Raw genomic sequence first — 13,347 nt, 5'->3', positions numbered from 1 at the left:
GGCCTGACACAGCGACTTAACAGTTGGGCGGTCTTGCCGCCAAAAGGGTCAGCGGTCGAGACCGCCCATGCATAAATATTTCAGTTCCAGATATTCATCGATACCGTACTGGCTGCCTTCGCGGCCCAGGCCCGACTCCTTCACGCCACCAAAGGGCGCGACCTCAGTCGAGATAATACCCTCATTAATGCCCACCATCCCATATTCCAGCGCCTCGGCAACCCGCCAGATGCGCGACAGGTTGCTGCTGTAAAAGTAGGCGGCGAGTCCGAACGGGGTATCGTTTGCCAGTTGCACCGCTTCCTCTTCGGTTTTGAACCGGGTCAGGGCGGTGATAGGGCCAAAAATTTCTTCCTGGCTGACGCGCATGGCCGGTTTTACGTCGGTTAACACGGTCGGTTCAAAAAAACTGTGGCCCAGACTGTGACGTTTGCCACCGAGCAGCACCTTGGCTCCCTGACTGGTTGCTTCGTTAAGCAGTGACTCGACTTTCTCCAGCCCGGCTTCGTTGATCAGCGGACCAATGGTCACGCCGTCGTCCATCCCGTTGCCCACTTTCAGTTGTTCGCTGGCTTCGGCCATGGCGCTGGCGAAGCGGTCGTACACACCTTCCTGCACCAGAAAGCGGTTTACACAGACGCAAGTTTGGCCGGTATTGCGGTATTTGGACGCCATGGCACCTTTAACAGCCGCCTCAATATCGGCGTCGTCAAAGACAATAAAGGGGGCATTACCGCCAAGCTCCATTGATACCCGCTTCACCGTGTCGGCGGCCTGGCGAATGAGCGTCTTGCCAACCGGGGTTGAGCCGGTAAAGCTCACCTTGCGCACCAGGGGATGAGTGCTGAGCACTTCACCGACGGCTTTGCCATTACTGGCAGTGATGATGTTCAGCACGCCCTTGGGCAGGCCCGCCTGCCGGCCCAGGTTGGCCAGTGCCAGGGCCGTGAGCGGCGTTGCTTCGGCTGGCTTGACGACGATGGTGCACCCGGCGGCCAGCGCCGGTGCAACCTTGCGGGTAATCATCGCCAGTGGAAAGTTCCACGGTGTAATGGCGGTGCAGACGCCGACTGGCTGTTTGATGGCCAGAATACGGCGGTCATTGTTCGGTGTTGGAATGACATCACCCGAGGCGCGCTTGGCCTCTTCGGCGAACCACTCTATAAAGGCAGCACCGTAGGCGACTTCGCCTTTCGATTCGGCCAGGGGCTTGCCGCACTCCAGTGTCATCAGTTCGGCCAGCTGATCCTGATGGCTCATGATCAGTTCGAACCAGCGGCGCAGGATGGTCGCACGGCTCTTGGCCGTTTCATGTTTCCAGGAAGCAAAAGCCCGGTGCGCCGCTTCAATGGCCAGCTCGGCATCTTCCGGGCCGCAGTCGGTAACCACGGCCAGGCATTCGCCATTGGCCGGGTTGGTGACATCGAAGGTTCGGCCAGACTGGGCCGTTGCCCAGTCGCCATCGATAAAACTGAGGCTGTGAATCATGGATTCTGTCATGAAGGCGCTCCTTATGGGTTACATCGCTAACGGGCGAGACCTCGTCGCCGTGAACCACCCAGTGTAGTGGTTATAGTCGTGTCCCGGAGAGGATTAATCGATGAAGCAAGCTAACCCCAAAAAGCGGTTAAGCTCAAGAGGTGTGGTGAAAATAATTGACACTTTACCGGGCTTTGGGGCCTGAAGGCCGTCAATAATGTTTTATATAATTAACATTCGGCCATTTGAGTGCCTTGTGTTGATTATTTTTTATGGTAACGTGGTAAAAAATAAACACCTGAGCAGCCACCGGATTTTACCGCCTGATAGAGGTCGAAGCCGGAGCGCTCAAGGTAATAATAAAGCACAGCACAAGAGGGGGTTTGCATGCAGCCCGAACGTGTCCGGCCACTGGTCGGCGTCGTCTGCGATGTCAAAATGGTACCGCCGCATGCCTTTCACATGGCCGGTGACAAGTACCTGACCGCACTGGCCCAGGCCGCTGGTGTAACCCCCGTGCTGCTGCCTGCCCTGACCGATCTGCTCGATCCCACTTCCTTTGTAAGCCGTCTCGACGGTCTCTTTCTGACCGGTGGTTACTCCATGGTGCATCCACGGCATTATGGGGCAGCGCCTTTGCCGGATCAGGCCTATGATGAACGACGTGATGCGTTGAGTCTGGCTCTGATCAACGCCGCTCTGGATCGGGACCTGCCCCTCTTTGCTGCGTGCCGTGGTTTTCAGGAGGTAAACGTGGCTCTGGGTGGCACTTTGCACCAGGCATTGCATGAGGTGCCGGGTTTGCAGGAACATCGCGAAAACAAAGACGAGTCGCTAGCGCAGCAGTACGCGCCGGCACACCCTGTTGCACTGACCCGGGGTGGGTTGCTGCAGCAGATACTTTCGACTGACACCCTGGAGGTAAACTCCTTGCATGTTCAAGGTGTAGCAACACTTGGGGGCGGCTTAGAGGTAGAAGCCACTGCACCGGACGGTTTGATCGAAGCAGTGCGAGTCGCCGCCATGCGATTTGCACTGGCCGTGCAGTGGCACCCGGAATGGCAGGTTATGAACCATCCCCAACAACGACAACTGTTTGAGGCGTTCGGTGATGCGTGTAGAGCGTGACAACCGAACGAACCCTGTATGGACGATTTAATTAAGTGGCTTAAAGACAACCGCGTGACCGAAGTTGAATGCATCACGCCCGATCAGACCGGCATCGCACGCGGTAAGATCATGCCGACTAACAAGTTCATTGCCGAGCGCGGCATCCGCCTGCCCGAGAGTGTGCTGTTGCAGACTGCAACCGGCGATTACCCGGACGACGAAGCCTATTACAGCATTCTGGACCCGGCCGACATCGACATGATTTTGCGTCCGGACCCGAACGCTGCTTTTCTGGTGCCCTGGACGCTGGAGCCAACGGCTCACGTGATTCACGACTGCTACGACAGCGTCGGCAACCTGATCGAACTGTCGCCACGGGCGGTACTGAAAAAAGTGCTGGGCCTGTACGAAGCCAAAGGCTGGAAACCCATTGTCGCCCCGGAAGTAGAATTCTACCTGACCCAGCGCTGCACCGACCCGGATTTGCCGCTCGAGCCGCCGATTGGCCGTTCTGGCCGCAAGGAAAGTGGTCGCCAGTCGTTCAGCATCGATGCCGCCAACGAATTTGATCCGATCATTGAGGATATCTACGACTGGTGTGAAGCCCAGGGACTGGACATCGATACGCTGATTCACGAGGAAGGCACCGCCCAGATGGAATTCAACTTCCGCCACGGCGATGCGTTGAAACTGGCTGACCAGGTGTTTGTGTTTAAACGGACGGTGCGCGAAGCGGCGATGAAGCACAATATTGGTGCAACTTTTATGGCCAAGCCGATTACCGGTGAGCCTGGCAGTTCGATGCACATTCACCAGTCGCTGGTCGACGCCAAAACCGGCAAGAACCTGTTTTCCAATCCGGACGGCTCGGCTTCCAAGCAATTCCTGAACTACATCGGTGGGTTGCAGGCTTACATTCCGGCACTGATGCCGATGTTTGCCCCGAACATGAACAGCTACCGCCGTTACTTGCCGGGTGCGGATGGCAATGCACCGGTGAACATTGAGTGGGGTGAGGAAAATCGCACCGTGGGGTTGCGGGTGCCGCAGGCATCGCCGGAATCGCGCCGTGTCGAAAACCGACTGCCCGGCGCCGACACCAACCCTTACCTCGCCATGGCGGCGAACCTTGCCTGCGGCTACCTGGGCATGGTGAAAGATATCAAACCGCGCAAGCCGGTCACCGGACGTGCCGGCGCAGAGGCCGACCCGGATGTGCCGTTCAACCTGGAGGCGGCGCTGGACATCATGGCCGAGTGCCAGGAAATGCGGGAGCTGCTGGGACCAACTTTTGTGGATGGCTTTATCGCTACACGTTGGGCTGAGTATGAAGGGTTTAAGCGAGTGATCAGTTCCTGGGAACGGGAGTTCCTGTTGAGTACGGTTTAGTAACCGTACGTTTGGAGTTCGGTCAGTACTGGTACCAGGAGTCCGTGTCAAGCACCGGGTGTACCTATCCGGGGTCGGCATGGACCCATCCATGGGGCCTAGACCACAGCATTCATGCTGCGGACTTCCCCAGATAGGTACACCCGGCACCTGACACTAAATTGGTTGCGAGCTCCGGATCATACTCCTCCCATCCGTCGCAGGTTCAAAGCGAAATGGGTGATCATCGAACTTCGAAACTTGTCATTGAATTAAATAAGGAAAACTGTCATGACCGCCGCACCGTCACTGACTCAGACCGAACTCTGGCAACACCAGGGGGCGGACCACATGTTGCACCCCTTTGGTGACAGCGGCGCCATCGGCCGCGAAGGGGCTCGCATCATTACCCGAGCCGAAGGCGTAATGCTCTGGGACAGTGAAGGCAATGAGTACCTCGACGCCTTTGCCGGGCTCTGGTGTGTGAACCTGGGTTATGGCCGGCAGGAGTTGGTTGAGGCAGCCAGCAAACAGATGAGCGAGCTGCCGTATTACAATCTGTTTTTCAAGTCGGCGACGCCACCGGCGGTCGAACTGGCCGGGGCACTGGCCGAGATTGCGCCGAAGCATATCAATCATACCTTCTTTACCAATTCCGGCAGTGAAGCCAATGACACCGTACTGCGCATGGTGCGCCGCTACTGGGACTTGAAGGGCAAGCCACAGAAGAAAACCATCATCGGTCGCCATAACGGATATCACGGCTCGACCGTGGCAGGCGCCAGCCTGGGCGGCATGAGTCCCATGCATGCCCAGGGGGATTTGCCGATTCCGGGCATTGCGCACATTCGTCAGCCTTACTGGTTTGGAGAGGGCGGAGATCTCTCGCCAGACGAGTTTGGTCTGGTCGCGGCACAAGCCCTTGAAGAGAAAATTCTGGAGCTTGGCCCGGAAACGGTGGGTGCTTTTATTGCCGAACCCATTCAGGGCGCCGGTGGCGTGATCATTCCCCCGGACACGTACTGGCCGGAAATCGAACGCATCGTTAAACGCTATGATCTACTGTTAGTGGTTGATGAGGTGATTTGTGGTTTTGGCCGCACCGGTGAATGGTTTGGTTCTGACTATTATGGTTTAACGCCAGACCTCATGCCCATCGCCAAGGGGTTGTCGTCCGGGTATTTGCCCATAGGCGGTGTCATGGTGGCCGACAGGGTTGCCGAGGTGTTTAAATCCAGTGGTGGTGAATTTAACCACGGTTTCACCTACTCGGGGCACCCGGTCTGTGCCGCCGTGGCGCTGGAAAATGTGCGAATACTGCGCGAAGAAGGCATTGTCGATCGGGTCCGGGAGGAAACGGCACCTTACTTGCAGGCACAGTTGCAGACGCTGGCAGACCACCCGCTGGTGGGCGAAGTCCGCGGCGTGGGCATGCTGGGTGCGGTGGAACTGGTTCAGGATAAAGCAAGCCGTAGCCGTTACCCTGATGAAGGGCGGGTCGGCACCCTGTGCAGGGATTTTGCGTTAGCCGGGGGGCTGGTGTTGCGCGCTACCGGTGACACCATGCTGATGTCACCACCGCTGGTGATCAAGCCGGCTGAAATTGATGAACTTGTCGCCAAAACGCGGCGGGCGCTGGACCAGACCCTGGCTCAGTTGCAGAAAGAATATCCGGCCGGTGCATAAATTCTTTTGGTGTTTTGATCATCTCATTTTACTGTAGGCAGGTGGTCCGGAAGCTGGCCAGGTCAGCCGAAGGGCCGAATAAAAAAATGATGCAGGGGAGTATCTTTCGATGAGTAAACATAAGAAGACCATCGCCATCGCCGCACTGGCGGCGGCTGTTGGGGGAACGGCGATCGCTGAAGATCGCGTTGTTTATATCTATAACTGGTCTGACTACATTGGCCCGGATACGCTGGAAGACTTTACCGAAGCGACCGGCATTGAAGTTGTGTACGATGTGTTCGACTCCAACGACGTACTGGAAGCCAAGGTGCTTTCCGGTCAGACCGGTTATGACCTTGTCGTCCCGACCACCAACTACATGGCGCGTCAGATTCAGGCCGGTGCTTACCAGAAGCTCGACAAATCCAAGCTGACCAATTACGACAATCTCGACATGGAGCTGTTGGAGCGCCTCGAGAACTTCGATGCGGGCAATGAATACTCAGTCCCCTACCAGTGGGGCACGAATGGTATTGGCTACAACGTCGGCAAAATCCAGGAAATTCTGGGTGACGATGCGCCCGTTGGTAGCTGGGATTTGGTCTTCGATCCGCAATACGCCTCGCAACTGGCCGAATGCGGCATTACCTTCCTCGATTCCGGTAACGAGATCTTCCCGCTGATACTTCAGTATATGGGCCGTGACCCCTACAGCCGCAGCGTAGCGGACTACCGTGCCGCACTGAATGAGTTGAACAAGGTGCGTCCGTACATCCAGTATTTCCACAGCTCACGCTACATTTCCGACCTGGCCAATGGCGAAGTGTGTGTTTCCATCGGCTGGTCCGGTGATGTCTTCCAGGCCATGTGGCGCGCTGAAGAAGCGGAAAACGGTGTCTCGGTTGACTACTTCATTCCCGAAGAAGGCACTGTGCTCTGGTCTGACATGATGGTGATCCCAGCGGACGCCCGCAATGTGGAAGAAGCCCACGAGTTCATCAACTTCGTGCTGGAGCCTGAGGTAGCTGCGGGTATCACCAATTACGTCTGGTATGGCAGCCCGGTGGAAGCGGCCAACCCGTACATCGACCCGGAAATTCTTGAAAACCCGGGCATCTATCCACCCGAAGGCACAGAGTTGTTCACCAACGAGATTCTGCCCAACAGCATCATGCGGGAAATTACACGCAGCTGGACTCGTTTCAAGTCCGGCAGCTGAGTTATCTCAATGCATGACAACGGGGCCGGTTAATCCGGCCCCGACATTTCTGCTCCAAGCGGTACAGTAAGCAGTAAAAAAACAACCGTGGGTTTGGAGCAGGGCTGTCAGCCCGATGCAGGGTTAAGGGGCACTTGCCCATTATTAAAAAACCAAACTCGGTAATTTTAGCCAGCGTGAAAGGGGAGACACCCAGATGGCATTAGCGGCCGGCGCGCGCCGACAACAGCATGAAACCAGTACTGAAGTGAAGAAAACCCTGCTCAGTATCGAAAAGGTGACCAAGTACTTCGATGAAGATCTGGCCGTTGATAACGTGACGCTGGAGGTTCGTCAGGGGGAGATTTTTGCGCTGTTGGGGGCGTCCGGTTCGGGCAAGTCAACCCTGTTGCGAATGATGGCCGGGTTCGAGAATCCGACCGAAGGGCGCATTTTGCTGGAGGGGGAAGACATTACCCATCAGCCACCATACCAGCGTCAGATCAATATGATGTTTCAGTCCTATGCGCTGTTTCCGCATATGACCGTAGAGCAAAACCTGGCATTTGGCCTGAAGCAGGAAAAACTGTCGAAAGACGTGATCATTGATCGGGTGCAGCGCATGCTGAAGCTGGTGCATATGGAAAAATATGCGCGGCGAAAACCGCACCAGTTATCCGGCGGTCAGAAGCAGCGAGTGGCCCTGGCGCGTAGCCTGGCTAAACAGCCCAAATTGTTGTTGCTCGATGAACCCATGGGTGCACTCGATAAAAAATTGCGTACCGAAATGCAGCTGGAAGTGGTCGATATCCTGGAAAACGTGGGCGTTACCTGTGTGATGGTAACGCACGATCAGGAAGAAGCCATGACCATGGCTGACCGCATTGCGATTATGGACCAGGGCTTTATTCAGCAGGTCGGCTCGCCGGTCGATATTTACGAAAGCCCGAATAGCCGTATGGTGGCTGAATTCATTGGGTCGGTGAATCTGTTCGACGGGCAGATCATCGACGATCAGGAAGACCACATGACCCTGCACACCCCGGATCTGGATGCCGATATTTACATCGGCCACGGGGTGACCTCCGGTGTGGACGAGCGCAGCATGCTGTTCGCCCTGCGCCCGGAAAAAACCCTGATGACGCGCGAGAAACCAGAAGGTGATTACAACTGGTCGTCCGGCATTGTGCACGACATTGCCTACCTGGGTGGCCACACCGTTTATTACGTCCGGCTGCCGCAGGGCAAAATCGTTCAGTGTTTCCTGGCCAATGTCGAACGACGGGCTGACCGGCCGACCTGGGATGACCCGGTCTATGTGCACTGGGCCAGCGACAGCGGTGTGGTGTTACGCTCATGAAAAAACTCGATCTGGCTCGCATTCTTCCGGGTGGTCGCCGCTGGGTGATTGCCGGCCCCTACCTCTGGTTGCTGGTCTTCTTCTTCATGCCGTTTGTGATGGTGGCGAAGATATCCGTGTCGGAAACCTTTCTGGGCATTCCACCGTACACCGCGATGTTCGAATGGCTGGATCAGACACTTAACATCCGCATGACATTCAGCAATTACGCCTGGTTGCTGAGTGATGATTTGTACATTCGCGCCTACTGGAATTCGATCAAGATCGCGTTCAATGCAACCGTTTTCTGTTTGCTGTTGGGCTACCCCATGGCGTATGCCATTGCCAAGGCACCGTCGCATTTGCAGACCACCTGGTTGCTGCTGGTGCTACTGCCCAGTTGGACCTCGTTCCTGATTCGGGTGTATGCCTGGATGGGGCTGCTCGGCAACAATGGCGTGTTCAACAATTTCATGATCTGGATCGGTCTGATCGACAGCCCGATTCAAATGCTCAACACCAATTTTGCGGTGTACATCGGTGTGGTGTATTCCTACCTGCCGTTTATGGTGTTGCCGCTGTACGCCAACCTGGTCAAGCACGACAATGCCTTGCTGGAGGCCGCCAGTGATCTGGGTGCCCGCAAGGTGACTTCCTTTTTCCGTATAACCCTGCCTTTGTCGGTCAACGGCATTATTGCCGGGTCAATGCTGGTGTTTATTCCGGTGGTGGGTGAATACGTCATCCCCGAACTGCTGGGCGGTGCCGAAACACTGATGATCGGCAAGGTCCTGTGGCAGGAATTCTTTAATAACCGCGACTGGCCGGTTGCCTCGGCGCTGGCGGTGCTGATGATTCTGTTGCTGATCATTCCGATCATGCTGTTCCATCGCTATCAGAACAAGGAGTCGGGGCTATGAGGTCGGGTCGTTTCAGTCTCAGCGTCACCATTTTCTGGCTCGGCATCTTTTTTCTCTACGGCCCGATGCTGATGCTGATTATCTATTCGTTCAACGCCTCGCGCATGGTTCAGGTGTGGGCCGGCTGGTCGACGCGCTGGTACGGTGAGCTGTTTCAGGACCAGCAACTGATGGGTGCGGTCGGCCGTTCTCTGCAAATTGCGTTCTATTCGGCCAGTACCGCCGTGGTGATTGGTATGTTGGCCTCCATAGTGATGATCCGCTTCACCCGCTTTCGCGGTCGCACCCTGTTCAGCGGCATGATCACTGCGCCGCTGGTCATGCCCGATGTGATCATCGGTATTTCCATGCTGCTGCTGTTCGTCGCCATGGCGCAGTCGCTCGGCTGGCCGGCCCAGCGCGGCATGCTGACGATCTGGATTGCGCACACAACCTTCTGTGTAGCTTATTCGACGGTGGTGATCAGCTCCCGGCTGCGTGAGATGGACCAGAGCCTCGAAGAGGCGGCGCTTGATCTCGGTGCGACACCCATCAAGGCGTTCTTCCTGGTTACTCTGCCGGTGATTTCGCCAGCGATCATTTCCGCCTGGCTGCTGTCGTTTACCTTGTCACTCGATGATGTGGTGATCGCCAGTTTCGTCACCGGACCCGGGGCCACTACGTTGCCGATTGAAGTGTTCAGCCAGGTCAAGCTGGGCGTGACGCCCAAGATCAATGCGCTGGCGACGATCATCATCGGTGTCGTATCGATCGTAGCTTTCTCCAGCTGGCTGCTGTTCCGCAAGATCGATCAGCACAACCGGGCCGCGGCTCGCATGGCGGCTCAGGGTTAACGCCACCGCTTCATAGCGCCGGCGCACTGGTCGCTGGCCACTCCCCTCCCTGGCCAGAGTGAGATCAGCTCTGTGCCGGGGCTTCAAATTTCCCTATGATGTGCCCACAGGGGGCACTGAGTGCCCCGTCGACCATTCCGTTGGCCGCCAGGGTTGCCTCGTTCGCATGAAAAGCCTTTATCGATTATTGCCACTATTGTCCCACCAGCAATTTACTTCAGGCCAGGCCCTGGCTGACGAGCTTCAGGTGACGCGGCCCACCGTTTCCAACTGGGTAGCTGAACTGGTCGCGCAGGGCGTGGATGTTTATTCGGTGAAGGGGCGGGGTTACCGGCTGGCCGAACCGGTCAGTCTGCTCGATCGGGAGCGGATACTGGGCTTGCTAACGAGTGAGGTCACGCGCCGCTTGTCGGTGCTGGATATCCGCACCGATGTCGATTCCACTAACGTCTGGGTGCTGGCGCAGCCGCCCGCGCCGGGGCGCTGGTCGGTGTGCACGGCTGATTATCAGCACCAGGGTCGGGGGCGCCGCGGGCGGGCCTGGCAGAGTCCGCCCGCCAGCAGCGTTATGGTCTCGGCGGCGGTGCGGGAATCGCTGACGGGCGATGCCCTCTATGCCGCCAGCCTGGTGGTCGGTGTAGCCGTAGTGCGGGCCATTCGGCAGATTACGACCTTGTCAGTCGCCTTGAAATGGCCCAACGACATTTATTATGAAGGTCGCAAACTCGGCGGCGTGCTCTGCGAATTACAGGGAAACCTGCTCGATCAGCCCGTGTTGGTCGTCGGCATTGGTCTGAATGTGAACGCGGCGCCACCGGGGCTGGACCGCGACATTGCTTGCTTGCGCGATCTTTCCGGTCGGTTTATTGATCGTAATGACTTGCTGGCAGCATTGCTTAACGAACTGCACAGCGTGCTGGCCAGCCTGACGCAGTCTGGTGGTTTGGCGGAATTGCTTCGAGAGTGGTCTGAATACGACTGCTTGTTGGACCGCTCGGTCACGTTGGTGCAAGGCAGCGGGAAAGAAGCCGTGGTCGCTCGCGGTATCGATGCCCAGGGTCAGTTGATTGTCGATGACGAGGCCGGGCAACGCAGAACCGTCAATGGCGGTGAGGTGTCGGTACTGTGGTAAGGCCTGCAGGAGGGTGGCGGCTATGACACCGATTCAGGAAGCACAGGTCCTGTTCCTCGACTGCGGCAACAGCCGCTGCAAATACCGGATGGGTGAGCGCCGAGGCCACTGGCTCGACATTGAAGCGGCGCTGGCCGATATAGATCACTGGCAACCTCTGCAGGTGGTAATCGCGACCGTCTCTGCTTTCGGCGCCCGGCTTCACGAGGCCCTGTCAGCGACCCGTCGATGCAAGATCAGCGTTATAACGGTGCGTAATGGCTGGCACGGCATTCAACTGGCCTATCCCGACCCCTCACGCTACGGAGTGGATCGCTGGCTGACGCTGATTGCCGTGCGCCACTGGCAACAGAACGTGGTTGTTGTGGATGCCGGCACCGCGCTGACCATTGATGCGCTGGATGCCAGCGGGCAGCACCGGGGTGGCTATATCGTGCCCGGCCTGGCGCTGATGCGTCGTGCGCTGGTAAGTGATACATTCGCGTTACCGGCCGTGGCCGCGAGTCAGAGTAGGGCACCCGGTCACAACACCGCCGATGCCATTGCCAACGGTGCGGTACTGACGCTCAGTGCAGCGGTCAGCGCGGCTTGCATCGAGTATGCCCTGTCGCCTTGCCGCCTGGTCTGGACCGGAGGCGATGCACCGGCACTGGCGGGGCATGTAGAACCCGCCGGCGAGCAGCTGCCGGACCTGGTAATCGACGGTATGAAACAACTGTATAAGGATGCGGCTTACATGGAATCTCTAGGATGAAGTGGATAATTCTGACCCTGCTGGTGCTGAACCTGGCGCTGGGTGGTTTTCAGTACTGGCAGATGACGCAGCCCACCGTGCAGGTGGCTGAGCCCTCGGTCGCACAAATGAACAACCTGGCGATTGACCAGGCGACACGAAACCAACTGGCAGAGCTGGAGCAAACTGTGGTGGCTGAGCCAGTGGTCGAGCCGTTGCAGTGCATTCGAATCACCGGCATTGCTGCTGAAGATCAGGCCGATATTATTCAATCCCGGTTGCGGGCGCTGGAAGTGTCTTCTGACATGAGCACCCGCGAAGAGATTCTGCGTTCGGACTACTGGGTCGTGATTGGTCCCTTCGACACCGATCAGCAAGGGCGTGACCGCCTGGCGCAATTGCAGTCCGACGACATCGAGAGCTTTCTGATCAACCAGGGCCGCCTCGCCGGCGGTATTTCACTGGGGTTGTTTTCATCGGACGCCAATGCCAGAACCCGGGTTTCTGAACTGGCCGGGCAAGACATAGAAGCCCGGGTAGAGCGAGTAGATCGGACCCGCGAAGTCTGGGTCCTGACGGTCGGGGCCGAGTCCGCCCGGCAGATATCAAATGCCGCTGTGGATTCCATCGTCTCTGAATTTGAAGGCGCCTCGTTCCAGCGCTTCCGCTGTTAATGCTGTATGCCGCTGCAGGCCGCCTCTGGTGCGGCCCCATAGCGGCGGCGCAAAACACTTGCCGAACAGTTGCATTTCAATCCCATAATCAATAATATGCGCGCCTCCTTGTTAGGCAAGGTGGGTTTTACTTGGTTTCATGTTGTCTAAGTGCTTGTTCTGATTGAGAAAAATTTAACGATCAGAGTTGACACCCTGGCAGGCTTCATGCAAACTCTCGCCCGGTTTGGAGGGGTTCCCGAGTGGCCAAAGGGAGCAGACTGTAAATCTGCCGCTTTATGCTTCGATGGTTCGAATCCGTCCCCCTCCACCATTTCCTCCCCCGGGAGGCAGTGCGGGTATAGTTCAACGGTAGAACCTCAGCCTTCCAAGCTGATGATGCGGGTTCGATTCCCGCTACCCGCTCCAGATAGTGTTGTCGAAAGTCGGCCTACGGGCTGTGCCTTCTGATCTGTCTGCAGTGTTTGCTCGCGTAGCTCAGTGGTAGAGCACTCCATTGGTAATGGAGAGGTCATGAGTTCAAATCTCATCGTGAGCACCATATTTATAGCCGGCGTTTTGGCTGGCTGAGTGAATCGGAAGGCAGGCACTTAGCAGTGGCTGCCTTTTGCTTATGTGAATCCAGGTGAGAGGCTGGGACTATGTCTAAAGCTACTTTTGAGCGTACCAAGCCGCACGTAAACGTCGGCACCATCGGTCACGTTGACCACGGTAAAACTACTTTGACCGCGGCGCTGACGCGCGTTTGTCACGAAGTGTGGGGCACAGGCGCCTCGGTTGCGTTTGACGGCATCGACAACGCACCGGAAGAGCGCGAGCGTGGTATCACCATCGCCACCTCTCACGTTGAATACGATTCACCGGCTCGTCACTACGCGCACGTTGACTGCCCG

Annotated in this window: 12 protein-coding genes and 3 tRNA genes; 14 read left to right on the top strand and 1 reads right to left on the bottom strand. The window is 57.1% G+C overall.

Annotated features, from left to right (window positions below; genetic code table 11):
• Positions 1-48: 48 nt before the first annotated feature.
• Positions 49-1,500 (bottom strand): NAD-dependent succinate-semialdehyde dehydrogenase, encoded by a 1,452-nt coding sequence (locus tag ABJT94_RS00855; protein ID WP_348473740.1) that lies wholly within the window; start codon positions 1,498-1,500, stop codon positions 49-51.
• Between the two features lie 366 nt (positions 1,501-1,866).
• On the opposite strand from ABJT94_RS00855, the gene ABJT94_RS00850 reads away from it, so the two are divergent.
• The 14 genes from ABJT94_RS00850 to ABJT94_RS00785 form a co-directional block, all read left to right on the top strand.
• Positions 1,867-2,607 carry a gamma-glutamyl-gamma-aminobutyrate hydrolase family protein gene (locus ABJT94_RS00850; protein ID WP_348473738.1) on the top strand — a complete coding sequence of 247 codons (741 nt, stop codon included), beginning with the start codon at positions 1,867-1,869 and terminating at the stop codon, positions 2,605-2,607.
• A gap of 18 nt (positions 2,608-2,625) precedes the next feature.
• Positions 2,626-3,978, top strand: coding sequence for a glutamine synthetase family protein (locus ABJT94_RS00845; protein ID WP_348473736.1), 1,353 nt, complete (start codon positions 2,626-2,628; stop codon positions 3,976-3,978).
• Positions 3,979-4,248: 270 nt separating this feature from the next.
• Positions 4,249-5,643 carry an aspartate aminotransferase family protein gene (locus ABJT94_RS00840; protein ID WP_348473734.1) on the top strand — a complete coding sequence of 465 codons (1,395 nt, stop codon included), beginning with the start codon at positions 4,249-4,251 and terminating at the stop codon, positions 5,641-5,643.
• A 109-nt stretch (positions 5,644-5,752) separates the two neighbouring features.
• Positions 5,753-6,844: a polyamine ABC transporter substrate-binding protein gene (locus ABJT94_RS00835; RefSeq protein ID WP_348473732.1), complete on the top strand. Its 1,092-nt coding sequence runs from the start codon at positions 5,753-5,755 to the stop codon at positions 6,842-6,844.
• Positions 6,845-7,040: 196 nt separating this feature from the next.
• A complete protein-coding gene (potA, locus tag ABJT94_RS00830) occupies positions 7,041-8,183 on the top strand; it encodes a polyamine ABC transporter ATP-binding protein (protein WP_348473730.1) in 1,143 nt (380 codons plus the stop codon).
• Positions 8,180-9,082, top strand: coding sequence for an ABC transporter permease subunit (locus ABJT94_RS00825; protein ID WP_348473728.1), 903 nt, complete (start codon positions 8,180-8,182; stop codon positions 9,080-9,082). The genes potA and ABJT94_RS00825 overlap by 4 nt, the downstream gene beginning before the upstream one ends.
• On the top strand, positions 9,079-9,915 hold the full coding sequence (locus tag ABJT94_RS00820; RefSeq protein WP_127558014.1) for an ABC transporter permease subunit: 837 nt from the start codon (positions 9,079-9,081) through the stop codon (positions 9,913-9,915). The genes ABJT94_RS00825 and ABJT94_RS00820 overlap by 4 nt, the downstream gene beginning before the upstream one ends.
• Before the next feature lie 166 nt (positions 9,916-10,081).
• Complete coding sequence (locus ABJT94_RS00815) at positions 10,082-11,047, top strand: biotin--[acetyl-CoA-carboxylase] ligase (RefSeq protein ID WP_348473726.1); 966 nt, start codon at positions 10,082-10,084, stop codon at positions 11,045-11,047.
• 22 nt (positions 11,048-11,069) lie between these two features.
• Positions 11,070-11,801 (top strand): type III pantothenate kinase, encoded by a 732-nt coding sequence (locus ABJT94_RS00810; protein WP_348473724.1) that lies wholly within the window; start codon positions 11,070-11,072, stop codon positions 11,799-11,801.
• A complete protein-coding gene (locus ABJT94_RS00805; protein WP_348473722.1) occupies positions 11,798-12,454 on the top strand; it encodes an SPOR domain-containing protein in 657 nt (218 codons plus the stop codon). Before ABJT94_RS00810 ends, ABJT94_RS00805 begins: the two co-directional genes overlap by 4 nt.
• Positions 12,455-12,682: 228 nt before the next feature.
• Positions 12,683-12,767 (top strand) — tRNA-Tyr (locus tag ABJT94_RS00800).
• Positions 12,768-12,788: 21 nt separating this feature from the next.
• Positions 12,789-12,862, top strand: a tRNA-Gly gene (locus ABJT94_RS00795).
• Between the two features lie 58 nt (positions 12,863-12,920).
• Positions 12,921-12,995, top strand: a tRNA-Thr gene (locus ABJT94_RS00790).
• A 100-nt stretch (positions 12,996-13,095) separates the two neighbouring features.
• Positions 13,096-13,347: GTP-binding protein (locus ABJT94_RS00785; RefSeq protein ID WP_348473720.1), on the top strand; the 252-nt coding region annotated here is incomplete at its 3' end.

The organism is Saccharospirillum sp. (genome assembly GCF_039982735.1).
In the GTDB taxonomy this organism is placed as follows: Bacteria; Pseudomonadota; Gammaproteobacteria; order Pseudomonadales; family Natronospirillaceae; genus Saccharospirillum.
Note: the sequence above shows the minus strand (reverse complement) of the source record. Positions and strands in the feature narration are given on the sequence as shown.